We start from the raw sequence: 17,498 nt of genomic DNA, 5'->3' as shown, positions 1-17,498 counted from the left end.
CCGGGCGGGGCGCGGTAGGGGGGTGCCGTGCTCGGTGACCGCAATGCGTATGACCACTGTCGTTTCCGAGTCGTGCCGCGCGACCGGCTGCCGTTTTCCGGCGGACCGGCCAGCTTTGCCAGCTCACCTGCGGGTACGGAGATCAGTCTTCCGTGCCACGGGTGAGAACCCCCCTTTCGAACCGGATACCAAGCCGGGCCGCCCAGGGGCGGGCGGTCCACCGGACGAGAGGGACAAGACTCATGAGTTCTGTTCTGCGCCCGCCGACTGCGGGCCAAGATCCCTTAATGGCGGCCGAATACCGGCCGATCTCCTCTCACCTGGCGATCACACCGCCGGTGAGCGTGGTGATCCCCGCCATGAATGAGGCGGAGAATCTCCCCTACGTCTTCAAGACACTTCCGGGCTGGATACACGAAGTGGTTCTTGTGGACGGAAATTCCACCGACAACACCGTGGAAGTCGCGCGGGAGTTGTGGCCGGAAGTGAAAGTCGTCGAACAGAGTGGCAGGGGCAAGGGGGACGCCCTGATCACCGGGTTCGAGGCGTGCAGCGGCGACATCATCGTCATGGTGGACGCCGACGGCTCGGCCGACGGCCACGAGATCGTGTCGTACGTCTCCGCGCTGGTCTCGGGCGCCGACTTCGCCAAGGGCTCGCGCTTCGCCAACGGCGGCGGCACGGACGACATGACCTTCATCCGCAAGCTCGGCAACTGGGCGCTGTGCACGGTCGTCAACCGCAAGTTCGGCGCCCGCTACACCGACCTCTGCTACGGATACAACGCGTTCTGGCGGCACTGCCTCGACAAGATCGACCTCGACTGCACCGGCTTCGAGATCGAGACCCTGATCAACATCCGGGTCGTCAAGGCGGGCCTGAAGGTGCAGGAGATACCGAGCTACGAGTACCTCCGCATCCACGGCACCAGCAACCTGCGTGCCGTACGCGACGGCCTGCGGGTGCTCAAGGTGATCCTCAAGGAGCGCTCCAACCGGCGTGACCTGCGCCGGCAGGTGCGGCACTCCCCGATGCTCACCCCGGGCCAGGGAGAGTCGTCTTGAGCGGTCCCGACCTCTCCGTCGTGATCTGCGTCTACACCGAGGACCGCTGGGAGGACATCCTCGCGGCGGTCTCCTCGGTGCGCGCCCAGTCGTACCCGGCGCTGGAGACCCTGCTGGTCGTCGACCACAACCCGGCGCTGCTGGAACGGCTCACGAAGGAGTACAAAGAGGCCGCTGACGTGCGGGTGCTCGCCAACGCGGGTCCCCGCGGCCTGTCCGCCGGCCGCAACACGGGCATCGCCGCCTCCTACGGCGAGGTGATCGCCTTCCTCGACGACGACGCCGTGGCCGAACGGGACTGGCTGCGCCGCTTCGCCGAGGGGTACGCCGACCCGAAGGTGATGGCGGTCGGCGGCCGGACCATGCCCGTCTGGGCCTCCGGCCGCCGCCCGGACTGGTTCCCGGAGGAGTTCGACTGGGTCGTCGGCTGCACCTACAAGGGGCTCCCGGCGGGCCGCGTGCGGGTCCGGAACGTCCTCGGGGGAAACGCTTCTTTCCGGCGTACGGCCTTCGACGCGGCGGGCGGCTTCGCCACCGGCATCGGCCGCGACGGCGACAAGCGCCCGCTGGGCTGCGAGGAGACGGAGCTGTGCATCCGCCTTACCCGGGCCCGCCCGGACGCGGTCCTCCTCATCGACGACCGCGCGGTGATCCATCACCGGGTCCCCGAGGTCCGGGAGCACTTCGGCTACTTCCGCACCCGCGCCTACGCCGAGGGCCTCTCCAAGGCCCTGGTCGCCCGGAGCGTGGGCGCCGGCAAGGGACTGGAGTCCGAACGCCGGTACACCACGCGTGTGCTGCCCGCGGGGGTCGCTCGTGGCCTGCGGGACGCACTGCTGGCCCGGCCGGGCGGCGCGGGCCGGGCCGGCGCGATCGTCGCCGGGGTGCTGACGGCGGCCGGCGGCTATGTGGTGGGGAGCGTACGGGCGCGGCGGGGCGGGGCTGCCTTCTCCGTCGCCGGGATCCAGGGGGATCCGATGGCCGGGATCCAGAGCGATCCGATGGCTGAGATCCAGGGGGGATCCGATGGCTGACGCACCGGTGCCGATCCTCATGTACCACTCGGTCGCCACCTCGCCCAACGACGCCACCCGCGTGCTGTCGGTGGCGCCGGAGGCGTTCGCCGAGCAGATGGCGCTCATCGGCGACCTGGGCCTGACCCCGGTCAGCACGGCCGAGCTGGCGGCGAGCTGGCGCTCGGCGGGTCCGCTCCCCCGCCGGCCCGTCCTGATCACCTTCGACGACGGCTACGAGGGCGTGCACCGGCACGCCCTGCCGGTCCTCGCCAAACACGGTTTCGCGTCCACCCTGTTCGTCTCCACGGGCTGGATCAGGGGCGCGTACGACACCGGAGGCGGCCTGGACGCCATGCTCGACTGGGACCAGGTGCGCGAACTCGCCGACGCCGGCTGCGAGATCGGCGGGCACAGCCACACCCACCCGCAGCTCGACCAGCTCACCGACGACGGGCTGCGCGAGGAACTGGCGCGCAGCACGGAGATAGTCGCCGGGGAACTGGGCGCCGGACCGGCCTCGTTCGCCTACCCGTACGGCTACTCCAGCCGCCGGGTCCGGCAGGCCGTCCGGTCGGCCGGGTACGCCCAGGCGCTCGCCGTCGGCAACGCTCTCGCCCGCCGCCGTCAGGGACCGTACGCGCTGCGACGGGTCACCGTGCGCCGCGCCACGGACGCCGAGGAGTTCACGCGGCTGCTCGAAGGCCGCGCGATCGCCCGCACCTTCGCCAGGGACCGTGCCCTCACCAAGGGGTACGCCGTTGTCCGCAGAGCCCGCCAGGTCCGTTGGAAGGCCAGCCGTTCCCGTGTCTGACACGACCACCACAACCGAGGCCGCGAAAACCGAGACGTCGGCGCCCGAGCAGTCGGGGCGCCGTCTTCGCCTGCCCGGACGGAGCGGCTCGTCCGGCGGCAGTCCCCTCTTCCGCAACGCCTACGCGCTGATGCTCAACACGGGCATCTCCGCCGTGCTGGGCCTGGGCTTCTGGCTGGCCGCGGCCCGCTACTACTCGGAGTCGGCGGTCGGCCAGGGTTCCGCCGCCATCGCCGCGATGAAGCTCCTGGCGGGCCTGACCGCGGTCACCCTGACCGGCGCGCTGGCCCGCTTCATCCCGGTCGCGGGCCGCAGCACCGGGCGGCTCATCTTCCGTACCTACGCGGGCAGTTCGCTGATCGTGGCGGTGGCGGCCGGGGTCTTCCTGATGACGCTGGGCGTATGGGGGCCGTCGTACCGCTTCCTGCACGGGCCGCTCCCCGGGCTGGGGTTCGTCGTCGCGGTCATCGCCTGGAACCTGCTCACGCTGCAGGACGGGGTGCTGACCGGGCTGCGCAGCGCGCCCTGGGTGCCGGTCGGCAACACCGTGTTCTCGGCCGTGAAGCTGGCGCTCCTCGTCGCCTTCGCGGCGGCGGTCCCGGTGGCCGGTGTCTTCGTCTCCTGGGTCGCGGCGATCGCCACCTCGGTGGTGCCGCTGGGCTGGCTGGTGTTCCGACGCCTGGTGCCCCGGCACATCAAGGCGACCGAGGACCACGCGAAACCGCCCACGCTGAAGGAGATCGGCAGGTTCCTGGCCGGCGACTACACCGGCTCGCTGTTCTCCCTCGCCGTGGTCTACCTGATCCCCGTCATCATCGCCTCGCAGGTCAGCTCCGAGGACAACGCGTACTTCTACATCACCACCACGATAGGCGGCACCACCAACCTGCTCGCCATCAACATGGGCGCCTCGCTGACCGTCGAGGGCTCGCACGACCCGGCCCGGCTGGCCGCCAACACCCGGGCGGCGCTGAAGCGGATGGCCCGGATCATGATCCCCATCTGCGCGATGCTGTTCTTCGGGGCGCCCTGGATCCTCGGCGTGTTCGGCCCCGGCTACGCGGACGCGGCGACCCCGCTGCTGCGCTGGTTCGCGATCGGCGCGCTGCTCCGGGTCGTGATGGAGACCTACTTCGCGGTGCTGCGCGCGCAGAGCCGCACGGCCGGACTGGCCTGGCTGCAGGGGCTGTTGTGCCTGCTGGTCCTCGGCCTGACCCTGCTGCTCCTGCCCCGGATGGGGCTGACCGGCGCGGGCGTGGCCGAGATCTCCAGCCTCGCGGTGATCGTGACGATCGCGGCCCCCCGGCTGTGGAAGACGCTCCGGGCGGCCCCGGCCGAGATCCCGGAGGACGCGGCGCCGGACGGCGACCTGGCCGACCTGGGGACGCGCGAGGTCGCGCCCGCCGCCACGTCCCGCAGGCGGGGCCCGGCCTGGGCGCTGGACTCCGACACCCTCGCCCTCGGCATCCATGTCGACTTCGACCATGTGGAGCGCCGCCCGGACGTACGGCCGGGACCGGGAACTCCACCCACGGGTACGCCCGTTGTACGACCGGAGGACCGTCCGACGTGGGCGCTGCGCCCGCCGCGGAACCTGGGGCTGCCGGTGGAGGAGCGTGAGCCCGGGGCGGAGGCCTCGCTCGGTCCTGCCGAGGCCTCGCTGCTGAAGGAGGCGGAGGTCGACGCGCCGTTCGGGGAGGCCGTCGTAGCGCAGGAGCCGGAAGCGCCGGAGGCGCCCGCCGAGGCTCCGGAGGAGTCCGCGCCCGCGCGTTCGCTGCGGGAGCGGCTGACGCCCACCCGGCCGGGCGTCGTGCTCGGTTGTCTCCTGGTCGCCGCCCTGTTGCTGTACTGGGTGCCGGCGGCCCGGCTGGACGACGCCGACCTGGACCGGATGGGCGGGCTGGGGCTGATCTCGGTGCTGCCGCTGCCGACGCTGGTCGGGGCGGCGCTGCTGGTCACGGTGTTCGCCGCGCTGCTGTGGCTGCGCCGGGAGCACAAGGCGCTGCTGCTGGTCACCTTGCTGGCGACGGTCGTGTCGCTGCACGCCCTGCCCGCCGTGATCGAGACGGAGCCGCGCTTCCCGACCGCCTGGCAGCACCTCGGGTTCATCGACTACATCGACCGCACCGGCTCGGCCGTACCCGACCTGGACGCCCGCTGGAGCTGGCCGGGCTTCTTCGCGGCGGCCGCCTTCATCGGCCGGGCCTGCGGGGTCACGGACTACACCGAGGTCATCCGCTGGTGGCCGACGTTCATCCAACTGGCCTACCTGGCACCGATGTTCCTGCTCGTACGGTCGCTGCGGGCGAGCTGGCGGGCGAAGTGGACCGGTGTCTGGATCTTCGTACTGTGCGGCTGGGTCGGCCAGGACTACTTCTCCCCGCAGGGCTTCACCTATCTGCTCTATCTGATGTTCGTGGCGATCCTGCTCGTCTGGTTCCGCGCCCCGCACGTCATCTGGACGAGGTTCCGCCCCGGCGAGGCGGAGGTCGAACCGACGAACCGCCGCCAGCAGGCCGTGCTGCTCATGGTGCTGATCGGCCTGTACGCGGCGACCGTCCCGGCGCACCAGCTCACCCCGTTCGTGATGCTGGGCGTGCTGGCGGCCCTGGTGCTGATCGGCCGGTCCGAACTGCGCGGCCTGCCGCTCCTGTTCGGGGTGGTCGTGGCGGTCTGGCTGGGCTTCATGGCCGAGCCGTACTGGTCCGGTCACTTCAACGAGCTGTTCGGCGGGGTCGGCGGCGTCGGCAGCAATGTCTCCACGTCCGTCTCCGGCCGTATCCAGGGCGGCAGTTCGACCCACAAGCTGGTCCTGTACGTCCGGGTCCTGCTGGCCGGCGGGATGATGGCGTTCGCGGTCTGGGGCTGGTGGCGGCGCCGCTTCCACAAGTACCGCGAGCGGTCCCTGCTGGTCCTGACCTTCGTCCCGTTCCTGGGCTTCGGCATGCAGTCGTACGGCGGCGAGATGGCGCTGCGCGTCTTCATGTTCGCCGTGCCGGGCGCGGCCCTGCTCGCCGCTCTCGCCCTGTTCCCGCGCACCGGGGCCACGGCGAGGGAACGCGAGAAGGACCGGGTCAGTCTGGCCCCGGTGGCCGCGCTGCTGGCGGGCCTGCTGCTCATGGGCGGCTTCCTGGTGGCCCGTTGGGGCAACGAGTCCTTCGAGCGGGTGCGGCCCGGCGAGGTCGCCGCGATGGACTACGTCTACGCCCACGACAAGCCGACGGTACGGCTGCTGTGGCTGAGCAACGACACGGTCAACGACGTGACCCCGGCGATCCCGTGGGGTGCGAAGGACATGGAGCGGGTCGACTATGTGCCGACGCTCGCGCCGACCGACCCGGTGCTGGTGTCGAGCCTGGTCAAGGCGCTCAAGGACGCCGGCCCGAACTCGTATCTGATGATCAACCGGAGTCAGGTCGTCTATCTCCGGATGGACGCCGGCTACTCGGCGACCTGGGAGAGCCGGCTGATCCAGAACCTGGACAACCGGCAGGACCTGACGAAGGTCCTGGTCAACGACGACGTGACCATGTACACGCTGCGTACGCGGCCGGCGGGTGCGGTGGCCGAGCCGGATCCGGGGCCGATCGGGCCGCGGGTCACCTGGACGCCGTGGTCGGTGGTCGGCGGTCTCGCCGCGCTGGCGCTGGTCCTGCTGCTGACGGCCCGCGAGGTGGTCCGGGTCGCGGTCCGGCCCGGGGTGCGCCAACTGCGGTGGCTGCAGGGCAGTTTCTGGTTCTCGCTGCCCCTGCTCGCGGTGCTGCTGGCGTCGCTGGCGCAGCGGTTCCTGACGCTCAAGTAGCGCTGGAGGTCAAGTGGCTCACCTGCTGAGCCACTTGACCTCGTAGGCCTTCATGTCGAAGCGTTTCCCGTCCACCTGGGCGCTGATCGCCCGGTCGAGGGTGTTGACCACCAGGACCGTCCTGTCGCTCGCGAGGACCCGGACGTTGGGCACGTCGTCCTTGGCGACGGACACCGTCTCGTACGTCGTCCCCGGCGGGAACGCCTTCCCGAACCGGGACACGAGGTCGTACATGGGCAGTGGCTGCCCGCCGTCGCCGCTGTCGGTGGTCGACCAGAGACAGCCGGGGCAGTCGCCGCCCTTCTCGTCCTCCGGGTTCCAGTAGAAGCCGGAGTCGGCGCCGCCCTCGACCAGGGCGATCATCCCGGTGGCCTGGACGGCGACCCGGTGCGCCTCGGTCCAGCCGTCCCGTTCGTCGGTGCCGTCGGCGGGCTCGACGTAGTACTCGGCCCACCACAGCGGCAGGTCGTGGGTCTGCTTGCGCACCCACTCGCTGACGTACGTCAGCTTGTCCGTGGCCGCGAACTCGTTCGGCAGCAGGTCGTCGTCGTTGGTGTAGCTGGACCCGTCGACGACCACGAAGTCGGCGCCCGCCTTGTGGGTGTTCCAGTAGTCGAAGGCGTCGACCACCCGCTGGTCCATGACGCCCCAGTCGCCCTTGAGGGTGGCGGAGGCGTTCTCGGTCTGGCGCGGGTCGAAGCTGTCCATGACGAGATACGGTCCGCCGACCTGGATGTCCTTGTTCACCGCCTTCAACGCCTTGTAGACGAGGTTGTAGAGCTCGGTGTAGCCCTCGTAGTCCCAGCGGCCCTTGGCGTTGTTCCAGAAGCCCTTGAACTCGTTCCAGACGATGAAGTGCCGTACGTCCGGGTAGCGCCTGGCGACGGTCGCGGCGAGGTTCGCGTAGTCCTGGTAGTGGTCGGGGGTGGGCGCGGTCTCCAGGGCGGCCTGGCTCCAGTCGGTGTTGTTCACCCCGGCCCTGCCGCCCTTCATCCAGTCCGGCGAGCAGCACAGGGTGATCACCGGGGTGCCGCCGGACGTGCGCATGAAGTCGACGCGGCGGTCCAGTGCGCCGAAGTCGTAACGCCCCTTCACCGGCTCGGGGTTGTCGGCTCCCCAGCCCATGATGGCCTGGTTCTGCGGCAGTCCGGCGTCCTCGGCCAGCAGGTCCTCGACCCGTTTGGTGGCCGTGGCGCTGCCCTCGTCGGCGCTGTACTGGGTGTGGGTGAAGCCCCAGCCCACATAGGGCTCGGTGGTGTCCGGCGGGGTGGCGGGGGTGCCGTGCACCTTGTCGCCGTCGCGGGTCGTGCCGGCGGTACCGCCACCGCCCCCGGGCAGCGTGTTGACCAGTGTCACGATCAGGGCGAGAGCGGCCACGCCCACACCGAGCAGGGCGGTGAGCCGCCACCGCCGAGCCCCCGAATTCCACCCATGACGTCCCATCAAGGACAACATTAATGGCGGAAATCGCCCCGGGGGCAGGTATCGGGGATCGACAGCTGTGTAACAAGGCCGGCCAAGACCGGGGGGCACTCCGGATACTCCGGAAGCTCGGCGCACACCCGACACTCTCCGCCCACTTCGGAAAACGGGTGCGCTGCGGGCGCCGGTGACGGATCATGGCGACATGTCTGCCAAGCCGCACGAGACGCTGCCGATCCGGCTCAACGTCGACGACTCCGACTCCCCGTCCGACGTCGTCGACGCGCTGTTCCTCGGCCGCTTCGCGACGGGCGAGCAGCCGTACTCGCACGCGGCCAACATCGACCGGGTGCGCTCCGGGGCGACCCTGCTGCCGAAGGAGGCGCGGGTGCTGCGGGTGGCCCGCGACGACGACCGCAGCGCGACCCTGGCGGAGGGCGACGGGTGGACGCTGCTGGTCTCCCGCTGGAACCGGGGCGCGGACGTCACCGTCACCGCGACCACCGCCGAGCTGGCCTCGAAGGTGCTGAACGAGGCGACGGACGGCGCGGCGGACGAGCCGGAACCCCAGCCGGAGAACGTGACCATGGGGTTCTGGTACGTCTCCCCGCGCCGCGGTCCGCACCGCACCACCCGGCAGATCTCCGCCGGCACCTGGGACGAGGTGCGCGCCAACTACACGGCGCCGGTGGCGGACGCGATGGACCGGCTGATGAAGACGACCCCGGAGGACATCGCCGGCCGGCTCCTGCTGCTGCACGGCCCGCCGGGCACCGGCAAGACCTCCGCCCTGCGCACGCTCGCCCGGTCCTGGCGGGACTGGTGCCAGGTGGACTGCGTCCTCGACCCGGAACGGCTCTTCTCCGACGTCGGCTATCTGATGGACATCGCGATCGGCGAGGAGGACGGCGCCGGCAAGGGCCGCTGGCGGCTCCTGCTCCTTGAGGACTGCGACGAGCTGATCCGCGGCGAGGCCAAGCACACGGCAGGGCAGGCGCTGTCGCGGCTGCTCAACCTGACCGACGGTCTGCTCGGCCAGGGCCGCAACGTCCTGGTCGGTGTCACCACCAACGAGGACCTGGAGCGGCTGCACCCCGCCGTCGTCCGCCCCGGCCGCTGCCTGGCCCGGATCGAGGTGGGCCCGCTGACCCGCCGCGAGGCGGTGAACTGGCTCGGCGGGGAGGCCGCCGACCGGGAGGATGCCGTGGGCCGCGAGGGGGCGACCCTGGCGGAGCTGTACGCCCTGCGCCGGGGCTCGTCGCCGACGGCGGTGCCGGGGGCCCGGGAGGGCGCGGACGCGGGGCTGTATCTGTAGTGCTTTGATGGGGGTATGCCCCTGTTCGTCGGAACCTCGGGCTGGCAGTACAAGGACTGGCGGGGCGTCCTGTACCCGGCCGAGGTGCCCGTGCGCCGGTGGCTGGAGGAGTACGCGGCGCGTTTCACGACGGTGGAGCTGAACAACGCGTTCTACCGGCTGCCGAGCCGCGAGAACTTCGCGTCCTGGCGGGACCGGGTCCCCGCCGGCTTCGTGATCGCGGTCAAGGCGAGCCGCTACCTCACCCACATCAAGCGCCTCAGGGAGCCCGAGGAGCCGGTCCACCGCCTGATGACCCACGCGGCCGGCCTGGGCGACCGGCTGGGCCCTGTCCTCCTCCAGCTCCCGCCGACGCTCAGGGCGGACCCGGCCCTGCTGGACGCCTGCCTGTCCCGCTTCCCGCGCGGCACGCGGGTGGCGGTGGAACCCCGTCACGACTCCTGGTGGACACGGGAGACCCGGGCGGTCCTGGAGTCCCGGGGAGCGGCCCTGTGCTGGGCCGACGTCCAGGCCCACCCCATGACCCCGCTCTGGCGCACCACCGACTGGGCCTACGTCCGCTTCCACGAGGGCCGGGCCGGCCCCTGGCCCCGCTACGGCCGCCGCTCCCTGGAGACCTGGGTCGACCGCATCGCCACGGCGTACCCGGGAAAGGCCGACGTCTACGCCTACTTCAACAACGACCCGGGCGGAGCGGCGGTCCGGGACGCGGTGGCGTTCGGGAGAACGGCGGAACGGGCGGGGCTGACGGTGACGAGGACGCCGTCGCTCGATCCTTTCCCGCCGCAACGGCGATCAGCCACCCCGGCGCAGTCCGGCGGTGCCGAGCCCCGCTCGGCGCGACCGGCACCTCGCTACCCCCCGTAGGCCGCCCGCAGGGCGTCCCGTACCGCGGCCAGGGCTTCGTCCTCCGCCAACCCCAGCCGCCGGACCCGGTCGACGTAGGCCTGCGCGGCGGCCGCCGCCTCGCGTTCCGCGGCCGACCCCGCCGCCGCGACGAACGTCCCGTTGCGCCCACGGGTCTCGATCACGCCGTCCGTCTCCAGCGCCCGGTACGCCTTGGCCACGGTGTTCACCGCCAGGCCCAGCGACTCGGCCAGCCCACGCACCGTCGGCAGCCGGTACCCCACCGGCAGCACCCCGCCCCGCGCCTGTTCGGAGATCTGCGCCCGTACCTGCTCGTACGGCGGCGCGCTGTCATCGATGTGGATCTTCAAGGTCACGGCCCGATTCTCCCGCACCCGCCCGAAAATGAGAGGCACCCCGTACCCGTCCCGCATAGCGTGCGCCCCATGACAGTGATCGTGCGCGACCTGCGCCCCGACGTCCGGTCCGACGCCGAGGGGTTCGCCCGGGTCCGGCAGTCGGCCCTCCCCTACATGCTGTTCACGCCCGAGTCCCTGGTCCACGACCTGACCCACACCCACCCCGCCACGCACCTGCGCCTGCTGGTCGCGGAGGACGCCGGCGAGATCGTCGGCACGGCCCAGGTCGGCCTCGCCCACGAGAGCCCGGAGCCGGGCCAGGGCTTCGCCAACGTGTACGTGCATCCGGAGCGCACCGGCCGGGGCGCCGGCGCCCTCCTCGCCCGTGCGGCGGAGGCCCACCTGTCGGCGGCGGGCGCGACCACGTCGTACGCCTGGGTCCTGGACGTCCCGTCCAACCGGGCCTTCGCCGAGCGCCGGGGCTACACCGAGAGCCGCTCGGCCCACTTCCTCCGCCTCGACCTCGCGCACGGCACGCTCCCCGCGCTCCGGACTCCCCCGCCCGGCGTCGAACTGCGCACGGCCGCCGACTTCGGCGACGACCCGCGCCCGCTCTTCGCCCTCGACGCGGAGACCACCCTGGACGAACCGAGCGACATCGACATCGAGTTCGCCGACTACGAGGCCTGGCTGGACGAGACCTGGCGGCACCCGTTGTTCAGCCAGGAGCTGACCTCGGTCGTCCTGGTGGACGGCCGCCCCGCCGCGTTCAGCGCGGCCCGCACAGACGGCGCCGATCGCTACGGCACCGTCATGACCGGCACGGCCCGCGCCTTCCGCGGCCGGGGCCTGGCCAAGCTCGCCAAGAACGACTCGCTGCACCGCGCCCGCGCCGCCGGCTTCACCCACGCCTTCACGGGCAACGACAGCGGCAACGGCCCGATGCTGGCGATCAACAAGTGGTTCGGATACGAAGTCTGCGCAACGGAGGTCAGGTATGTCCGCGAACTCGGCTGAGCCCACGGCAACGGTGGACGTCGTCCTGGTCAAGGCGGGCCGCACGAAGATCCGTTACCCCGCCGAGCTGCTGCACGACGACGGCACCCGGATCGCCGTGCGCGCCCCGTGGGCCGGTGACGTGACCCGTGACTTCGGCTTCGTCCGCTTCGAACAGGGCGATGTCTTCACCGAGTTCTACTGGCGCGACCGCTGGTACGCCGTGAAGGAGGTCCGCGCCGCCGACGGCACGCTGAAGGGCTGGTACTGCGACATCACCCGCCCGGCGACGCTCACCGGCACCGAGCTGGTCGTCGAGGATCTCGACCTGGACCTGTGGCGTTCCGCCGACGGCACGGACGTACGGCGCCTGGACGAGGACGAGTTCGCCGAGAGCGGGCTCGCGGAACGGGACCCGGCGGCCGCCGCGGCCGCCGTCGCGGCGCTCGACGCGCTGGAGACCCTGGCCCGTGAAGGCGGTTTCGAGGCCCTGATCGCCTGAAGCGCCCCCGCTACACCGTCGCCACCACCGCGTACCGCTCGTCGCTCACCTCCTTCCCCCACAGCACCGCGTCCGCCGACAGCCGCTCCACCCGTAGGTCCGCGGTGAGCGGGGACAGCAGGCCGGTGAGCCGGTCGGCGGGTATGCCGACCGGGGTGACGCTCCCCCACACCCCCTCCACCAGCACGAACCGCCCACCGGGACGCAGCAGCCCGCGCCAGTGCCGCAGCACGCGCGCGGGGTCGGGCAGCACCCACAGCACATGCCGTACGAGGACGGCGTCGAAGAGCCGCTCGCCCACCGGGGGCGCCGCCGCGTCGCCGAGGAGGAACACCGCGTCGCGCCCGGCGAGCTTCGCGCGGGCCCGCGCCACCATCGCCGGGGAGCTGTCGACGCCGGTGACCCGGTGGCCCTGCTCGGCAGCGAGGTGGGCCAGGCTGCCCGTACCGCAGCCGAGGTCGAGGACGTCGGCGGGGCGCTCGGGCAGCCAGGCGCGGAGCCGTCCCGCCCAGGCCAGGCGCACCTCCGGATCACGCAGTCCGTGATCCGGCTCCTCGTCGAAACCGACGGCCTCCGCATCCCAGTCGACACTCACCGCAACCGTCCGATCACTCTCGTTCGTCATGCCCCCAGAGTGACACCCGCCACTGACACTCGGTCCATGTGACTGCGACCACTGACAGACCGGCACCGATGAGGAACTCTCGCCGAAAGCGTCTACCTCCGTGACACCACGGAGCTCGGTAGGCACTGAAGGAGGCACCCATGCGCCGCACAACCGTGCAGAAGCCCCTGAAGAAGACCGACAGCCGCCGGATCCGCGAGGAGGCGGACCAGCGCCCCGCCGGACGCCCCGAGGTGCGCAAGGACATCGCACGCACCTGGTGGCCGGACGGCTGAGCGCGGTCAGTCCAGCCGCTTGCGGTAGTGGACGCGGTCGTACGGCCCGTCCACGCGCCGCTCGACGACCTGGTAGCCGTACTTCGGGTAGATCTTCTGGTTCTCCCACATCAACGCGTTCGTGTAGAGCCTGACCTCGGGCAGGCCGAGCGCACGCGCGCGTGCCTCCACGAACTCCAGCAGCCGCCGTCCCACCCCCTGGCCGTGTGCGTCGGGGTGGACGGCGACGCTGTCCAGGAACAGGTGGTCGTCGTGCGCCTCGATGACGACGAGCCCGATCACCGGTTCCCCCACGACGAACACCCGGCCCGCGGCCACGTTCGTCATGTGGTCCGCCTCCATGGGCTGCGGCACCACTCCGATCCGCGCGATGTAGTGGCCGTACGCCATGTCCGTCACAGCCTTCACGGCCGGCACGTCGGCGGCCCGGGCGGCCCGGATCTCGTCATCGGTCATGCCCCGAACGCTAGCTGCCTCAGCGCAGCCTCAGCTCTCCCTTAAGCCGACCGTAAGGGCCCGAAGGCTGCCCTGAGCGGTGTTCCCGCAGCTCAGAGGCAGTCCTTCCAGGGCTCAACTAGGCGTCGGGAGCCAAACGGGGAGCCATGGCCCAGGAATCAGTCCCCTGCCTGGGAGATCTCCTCGGTCGCATCGTCGTCGTCCCCGAAGATCTCATCCATGGCTTCGGCTCCCTCGGCAATGACCGGCCGCAGCTGCTTGCGATAGACCCTCTCGGTCGTGCCGCTGCCGTTGTGTCCCACGAGTCGTGAGATGACCTCGATCGGGATGCCGTGGTCCGACAGTACGGACACAAAGCTGGTTCGCAGTTCCCGTGGGGTCCAGTCCTTGGGGGTCTCGAAGCCGGCTTCCTTCAGGAGAGACCGGAAGTTCCGACGCACGTTGAGCGCGCTGCGAAGTTCATCGGTCTCCGTTGGGAAGACCAGCCGTTCATCATTCCACTGCTTGCCCGCAGCCAGGCATGCAGCCTGCTCGCGACGCTTGTGAGCCCTCATGACGACCACGGTCTGCTGCGGCATCGCCAGCGAGCGCCGGCGGGTCTGCCGCACGATCGGGTGACATCTGAACTGGCTTGCCCTGTAGGGCGGGTGGAAAGGATGTCGCTGTGCCCAAGCCTTATCCCGAAGAGTTCCGCCAGGACGTCGTGCGGGTCGCGAGGAACCGCGGCCCGGGTGTGACCGTGGAGCAGGTGGCCACCGACTTCGGGGTCCACCCGATGACGTTGTGGAAATGGATGCGCCGGGCGGACATCGACGACGGGGCCAAGCCCGGAGTGACCAGCCAGGAGAGCGCGGAGCTGCGGGAAGCTCGGCGGCGGATCAAGCTGCTGGAGCAGGAGAACGAGGTCTTGCGCCGGGCGGCGGCCTACCTGTCGCAGGCGCATCTGCCGGGAAAAGGATCTACCCGCTCGTGAAGGAGCTGGCCGCGGACGGGACGCCCGTGGCGGTCACGTGCCGGGTGCTGAAGCTCGCCAGACAGCCTTACTACCGCTGGCTCGACAAGCCGGTGACCGACACCGTGCTGGAGGAGGCATACCGCGCGAAAGCGCTCTTCGACGCCCACCGCGACGACCCGGAATTCGGCTACCGCTTCCTGGCCGATGAAGCCCGTGGTGCCGGGGCCCGGATGGCGGACCGGACCGCGTGGCGGATCTGCCGGGACAACCGCTGGTGGAGCGTGTTCGGCAAAAAGCGCGGGAGAATCAAGAAGGCCGGGCCGCCGGTGCACGACGACCTGGTCCGCCGCGACTTCACCGCGGACGGGCCGAACCGGCTGTGGCTCGCAGACATCACCGAACACGCCACCGGTGAAGGGAAGTCGTACGTCTGCGCGATCAAGGACGCCTTCAGCAACAGGATCGTGGGCTACTCCATCGATGCGCGGATGAAGTCCCGCCTGGCGGTGACCGCCCTGGAGAACGCCGTCGCCCGGCGCGAACAGGTCGACGGATGCATCCTGCACAGCGATCGCGGATCGCAGTTCCGGTCCCGGAAATTCGTCCGGGCACTCGACCGCCACCGGATGGCCGGCTCGATAGGGAGAGTCGGGGCAGCCGGCGACAACGCGGCCATGGAGTCCTTCTTCAGCCTGCTGCAGAAGAACGTCCTCGACCGCCGGTCCTGGACCACCCACGAGGAACTGCGGATCGCGATCGTGACCTGGATCGAGAGGACCTACCACCGGCGCCGCAGACAAGCTGCACTCGGCCGACTGACCCCCGTCGAATTCGAAACCGTGATGACCACACCGGCCATCCAGGCCGCGTGACCGAACCTGTCACCTAAACCTGCAGCAGACCCGTGCGACACGCTGCGTTCCTGCGGCATATGGTCGACGTAAATTCGGCCGTGTTCCACCACGTACGACACGTTGTCGAGGTCCAGCTCAACTGACAAGCGATGAAGCAGGACGTTCGTGGGTCCGAAGCCGGTCTGCCAGTAGTTCTCATCCGAGCCGAGGTCATTCGCGAGTTCCTCAGCTCGATCCAACAGGCCGGTTGCGGTCGGCCGGTCCTGGTGGCGAGCCGCCGCGACGGCAGCCCGCAGGTGGATCATGCCCAGCAAACTCAGCGCCGCCGGATCACTGTTCGTGACCCGAGACGAGAGCCATACGGTGGCCGTGTTGCCCAGTTCCAACGCATCGTCGTACCGGCCGTTAGCCAGTAGGGCGTGCGTGCCGGACCGTGCAGCGGACGCCAACACAAGCGGGTCGTCGGACTCGTCTGCGGCACGCATTGCGCGCTCGGCAGCAAGCCATGAGATGTCCGATTCACCGATCTTCGCGAGCGTCGTTGCTGCGAGGTGGTGAGTACGGGCCGACACTGCCCAGCAGTCGCTACGGTCCTCGCCGCGCCGTGCGGCGCGCTCCTCCAGTTCTTGTGCAGTCTGGAGGAGTGCGGGAAGTGCGGCGACGACGCTGCCGAGCCGCCCACCTTGGTAGTCGTTCCATGCCTGCTCTACACGCACGGCCACAGGCGCAGGTGCGGGAAGCTGTGCCTCAGCCTCAGGGCCGAAGAGCAGACGAGACAGCCGGCGCGGGCTCATGAGCGCGTCACGCACGGCCGGAACGTCGTCTTGCCGCTCCTCGTCTTCCATAAGCAGGGTCTGGCCAAGCAGGTCGCCGAGGGGCACACGCAGGATGCGTGACAGCTCCGCGAGCATGTCGATTCGGGGCGGCTTCCGGCGTCCCGTCTCGATCTTTGCCAACCAGTCGGTACTACGCCCGACCAGCCCGGCCAGCACTTCTTGCGTGTAGCCGCGACGTTTCCGATAGAACGCGATGCGCTCACCGGCGCTAAGGAGATCTCCAAGACCACGCATGATGTGCTGCCTCCTGCGGGTTGTAGGGGCCAGTCTCACGGTACAGAGCCCGCGGCAGCCCAGGTAGTCGGCCTTGTTCTCTACACGACCGCTACAAGGGTGAGCCGCTCATGGCGAAGGGACCCGGACACTGTGTCCGGGTCCCTTCGCCATGAGCGGCCATGAAACTAAGAAAATCAGAATGGCCAATCGTATTTGTACGAGATTCCGCTGCCCGTAGCGACATGCACTGTACACTCGGTCTCATTCGCCAGAACTTTCACCGCTTCTCGAAATTCAGCAATAGCGCCAGCGTCACTTTCCGGGATGCTCTTGACACTTACAGTGATGCGGTTACCCCTGGGCGATACACCTAGAACGCCATACTTCGCCAATCGGCTGAAAGTTAGCTCTGCCATTCTGTCCTCAGCCTCGCTGAATTTCCGAATCAACTCTTCCTGCATAGGGTCATTTAGGGTTCGCTGAACACCCCTGTCCTCTCGTGGCCCCATTAGACCCCTCCTGTCTCTTGCGAGAATTTCGATGTTTTTTTCAAGCGCCGCCAGCCTTCTCTCTTGCCGACGACCCAGCAAAAGAACTTCGTCGAGCCGATCATCAGCCGACCTTTTTCGTGTCGCTTGCTCTTTCCCGGAATCTTTCAGTGATGTGATCCTTCTTAGCTCCTCCTCCAGGCTTGGCCAGTTCTGTTCAAATGACCGGGCCAGGCGATCAGGCGCAAGTGTCGCCTCACCTAGGCGCTTGTTCATATCGGATACCAGCTTGAAGACTTCATCTCGGTTGGTGCTAATCGTCATCTGAAATTGCGAGAGAGGCCCTGCGACCTGTGCTTTCTCAATGTCCAGCAGCAGAGGAACCACCATTGACTCCTCAAGCACCTTGGATAGGGCTCCAGCCTCGAAATTAACCCACTCGGATCCTCTGCTTTCGGGAGTCACGCATACGATTCCGAAGTTGCAGCCCGACAGCTCGTCGGCGATGTTCGACAAAGGGCGGGATCCTTGCAGGATACTCTGGGAAGACACCCACGGATCAATCATTTGAATTACGTCAGGGAGCCAATTCTGCAGGAACTCCGCCATGGATTTGGCACGATCTCCGGACCAGCTGAGAAACACCTTCATCTTGCCCTC

The 17,498-nt window shown here is 69.5% G+C and carries 17 protein-coding genes; 10 read left to right on the top strand and 7 right to left on the bottom strand.

What is annotated here, in order from left to right; all coding sequences use genetic code 11:
• Positions 1-242 precede the first annotated feature (242 nt).
• Genes ACGFZS_RS27915 through ACGFZS_RS27900 form a run of 4 tightly spaced genes read left to right on the top strand, consistent with a single transcriptional unit; the run spans position 243 to position 6,693 of the window.
• Complete coding sequence (locus ACGFZS_RS27915; protein ID WP_355717703.1) at positions 243-1,064, top strand: glycosyltransferase family 2 protein; 822 nt, start codon at positions 243-245, stop codon at positions 1,062-1,064.
• Positions 1,061-2,098 carry a glycosyltransferase family 2 protein gene (locus tag ACGFZS_RS27910; RefSeq protein WP_393797426.1) on the top strand — a complete coding sequence of 346 codons (1,038 nt, stop codon included), beginning with the start codon at positions 1,061-1,063 and terminating at the stop codon, positions 2,096-2,098. Before ACGFZS_RS27915 ends, ACGFZS_RS27910 begins: the two co-directional genes overlap by 4 nt.
• Complete coding sequence (locus ACGFZS_RS27905; RefSeq protein WP_393797425.1) at positions 2,091-2,891, top strand: polysaccharide deacetylase family protein; 801 nt, start codon at positions 2,091-2,093, stop codon at positions 2,889-2,891. Before ACGFZS_RS27910 ends, ACGFZS_RS27905 begins: the two co-directional genes overlap by 8 nt.
• Positions 2,884-6,693 (top strand): lipopolysaccharide biosynthesis protein, encoded by a 3,810-nt coding sequence (locus tag ACGFZS_RS27900; RefSeq protein ID WP_393797424.1) that lies wholly within the window; start codon positions 2,884-2,886, stop codon positions 6,691-6,693. The genes ACGFZS_RS27905 and ACGFZS_RS27900 overlap by 8 nt, the downstream gene beginning before the upstream one ends.
• An 18-nt stretch (positions 6,694-6,711) precedes the next feature.
• On the opposite strand, the gene ACGFZS_RS27895 is transcribed toward ACGFZS_RS27900, so the two are convergent.
• On the bottom strand, positions 6,712-8,136 hold the full coding sequence (locus tag ACGFZS_RS27895) for a xylan 1,4-beta-xylosidase (RefSeq protein ID WP_393797423.1): 1,425 nt from the start codon (positions 8,134-8,136) through the stop codon (positions 6,712-6,714).
• 184 nt (positions 8,137-8,320) lie between these two features.
• On the opposite strand from ACGFZS_RS27895, the gene ACGFZS_RS27890 reads away from it, so the two are divergent.
• Together ACGFZS_RS27890 and ACGFZS_RS27885 are read left to right on the top strand one after the other, a co-directional pair.
• Positions 8,321-9,430, top strand: a complete 1,110-nt coding sequence (locus tag ACGFZS_RS27890; RefSeq protein WP_393537688.1) for a DUF5925 domain-containing protein — start codon at positions 8,321-8,323, stop codon at positions 9,428-9,430.
• A 15-nt stretch (positions 9,431-9,445) separates the two neighbouring features.
• Positions 9,446-10,297: a DUF72 domain-containing protein gene (locus tag ACGFZS_RS27885; protein ID WP_393797422.1), complete on the top strand. Its 852-nt coding sequence runs from the start codon at positions 9,446-9,448 to the stop codon at positions 10,295-10,297.
• Here the strand turns inward: ACGFZS_RS27885 and ACGFZS_RS27880 are convergent.
• A complete protein-coding gene (locus ACGFZS_RS27880; RefSeq protein WP_393667670.1) occupies positions 10,285-10,653 on the bottom strand; it encodes a GntR family transcriptional regulator in 369 nt (122 codons plus the stop codon). The two genes, ACGFZS_RS27885 and ACGFZS_RS27880, sit on opposite strands and share 13 nt — an antisense overlap.
• Before the next feature lie 69 nt (positions 10,654-10,722).
• Here ACGFZS_RS27880 and ACGFZS_RS27875 point away from each other — a divergent pair, with 69 nt between their 5' ends.
• Together ACGFZS_RS27875 and ACGFZS_RS27870 are read left to right on the top strand one after the other, a co-directional pair.
• A complete protein-coding gene (locus ACGFZS_RS27875; protein ID WP_393797421.1) occupies positions 10,723-11,652 on the top strand; it encodes a GNAT family N-acetyltransferase in 930 nt (309 codons plus the stop codon).
• Complete coding sequence (locus ACGFZS_RS27870) at positions 11,633-12,133, top strand: DUF402 domain-containing protein (protein ID WP_393797420.1); 501 nt, start codon at positions 11,633-11,635, stop codon at positions 12,131-12,133. Before ACGFZS_RS27875 ends, ACGFZS_RS27870 begins: the two co-directional genes overlap by 20 nt.
• Positions 12,134-12,143: 10 nt before the next feature.
• Here the strand turns inward: ACGFZS_RS27870 and ACGFZS_RS27865 are convergent, their stop codons facing one another.
• The gene (locus ACGFZS_RS27865) at positions 12,144-12,758 is read right to left on the bottom strand and encodes a class I SAM-dependent methyltransferase (RefSeq protein WP_393797419.1); all 615 of its coding nucleotides are present in this window, start codon (positions 12,756-12,758) and stop codon (positions 12,144-12,146) included.
• 140 nt (positions 12,759-12,898) lie between these two features.
• Here ACGFZS_RS27865 and ACGFZS_RS27860 point away from each other — a divergent pair, with 140 nt between their 5' ends.
• Positions 12,899-13,033 carry a hypothetical protein gene (locus ACGFZS_RS27860; protein WP_355717674.1) on the top strand — a complete coding sequence of 45 codons (135 nt, stop codon included), beginning with the start codon at positions 12,899-12,901 and terminating at the stop codon, positions 13,031-13,033.
• Between the two features lie 6 nt (positions 13,034-13,039).
• Here ACGFZS_RS27860 and ACGFZS_RS27855 read toward each other — a convergent pair whose 3' ends face one another.
• Together ACGFZS_RS27855 and ACGFZS_RS27850 are read right to left on the bottom strand one after the other, a co-directional pair.
• Positions 13,040-13,489 (bottom strand): GNAT family N-acetyltransferase, encoded by a 450-nt coding sequence (locus tag ACGFZS_RS27855; protein WP_393797418.1) that lies wholly within the window; start codon positions 13,487-13,489, stop codon positions 13,040-13,042.
• A gap of 158 nt (positions 13,490-13,647) precedes the next feature.
• Positions 13,648-14,097, bottom strand: coding sequence for a tyrosine-type recombinase/integrase (locus tag ACGFZS_RS27850; protein ID WP_393797417.1), 450 nt, complete (start codon positions 14,095-14,097; stop codon positions 13,648-13,650).
• Positions 14,098-14,153: 56 nt separating this feature from the next.
• Here ACGFZS_RS27850 and ACGFZS_RS27845 point away from each other — a divergent pair.
• A protein-coding gene (locus ACGFZS_RS27845; RefSeq protein WP_393797416.1) for an IS3 family transposase occupies positions 14,154-15,316 on the top strand; the annotation gives its coding sequence in 2 pieces (ribosomal slippage) (positions 14,154-14,438 and positions 14,441-15,316; 1,161 coding nt in all).
• Here ACGFZS_RS27845 and ACGFZS_RS27840 read toward each other — a convergent pair.
• Together ACGFZS_RS27840 and ACGFZS_RS27835 are read right to left on the bottom strand one after the other, a co-directional pair.
• A complete protein-coding gene (locus tag ACGFZS_RS27840) occupies positions 15,223-16,368 on the bottom strand; it encodes a helix-turn-helix domain-containing protein (RefSeq protein ID WP_393797415.1) in 1,146 nt (381 codons plus the stop codon). The two genes, ACGFZS_RS27845 and ACGFZS_RS27840, sit on opposite strands and share 94 nt — an antisense overlap.
• A gap of 176 nt (positions 16,369-16,544) precedes the next feature.
• The gene (locus tag ACGFZS_RS27835; protein WP_393797414.1) at positions 16,545-17,489 is read right to left on the bottom strand and encodes a toll/interleukin-1 receptor domain-containing protein; all 945 of its coding nucleotides are present in this window, start codon (positions 17,487-17,489) and stop codon (positions 16,545-16,547) included.
• Between the last annotated feature and the right edge of the window lie 9 nt (positions 17,490-17,498).

The sequence above is a fragment of the Streptomyces sp. NPDC048288 genome, from assembly GCF_043201555.1.
Lineage (GTDB): Bacteria > Actinomycetota > Actinomycetes > Streptomycetales > Streptomycetaceae > Streptomyces.
The sequence above is the reverse complement of the archived record's forward strand: the minus strand, read 5'-3'. Positions and strand labels throughout refer to the sequence as shown.

Coding starts and splice junctions, on each gene's coding strand:
- ACGFZS_RS27915 (WP_355717703.1), top strand. CDS start 243: ATGAGTTCTGTTCTGCGCCCGCCGACTGCGGGCCAAGATCCCTTAATG.
- ACGFZS_RS27905 (WP_393797425.1), top strand. CDS start 2,091: ATGGCTGACGCACCGGTGCCGATCCTCATGTACCACTCGGTCGCCACC.
- ACGFZS_RS27895 (WP_393797423.1), bottom strand. CDS start 8,136: ATGGGACGTCATGGGTGGAATTCGGGGGCTCGGCGGTGGCGGCTCACC.
- ACGFZS_RS27890 (WP_393537688.1), top strand. CDS start 8,321: ATGTCTGCCAAGCCGCACGAGACGCTGCCGATCCGGCTCAACGTCGAC.
- ACGFZS_RS27885 (WP_393797422.1), top strand. CDS start 9,446: ATGCCCCTGTTCGTCGGAACCTCGGGCTGGCAGTACAAGGACTGGCGG.
- ACGFZS_RS27875 (WP_393797421.1), top strand. CDS start 10,723: ATGACAGTGATCGTGCGCGACCTGCGCCCCGACGTCCGGTCCGACGCC.
- ACGFZS_RS27870 (WP_393797420.1), top strand. CDS start 11,633: ATGTCCGCGAACTCGGCTGAGCCCACGGCAACGGTGGACGTCGTCCTG.
- ACGFZS_RS27865 (WP_393797419.1), bottom strand. CDS start 12,758: ATGACGAACGAGAGTGATCGGACGGTTGCGGTGAGTGTCGACTGGGAT.
- ACGFZS_RS27860 (WP_355717674.1), top strand. CDS start 12,899: ATGCGCCGCACAACCGTGCAGAAGCCCCTGAAGAAGACCGACAGCCGC.
- ACGFZS_RS27855 (WP_393797418.1), bottom strand. CDS start 13,489: ATGACCGATGACGAGATCCGGGCCGCCCGGGCCGCCGACGTGCCGGCC.
- ACGFZS_RS27840 (WP_393797415.1), bottom strand. CDS start 16,368: ATGCGTGGTCTTGGAGATCTCCTTAGCGCCGGTGAGCGCATCGCGTTC.
- ACGFZS_RS27835 (WP_393797414.1), bottom strand. CDS start 17,489: ATGAAGGTGTTTCTCAGCTGGTCCGGAGATCGTGCCAAATCCATGGCG.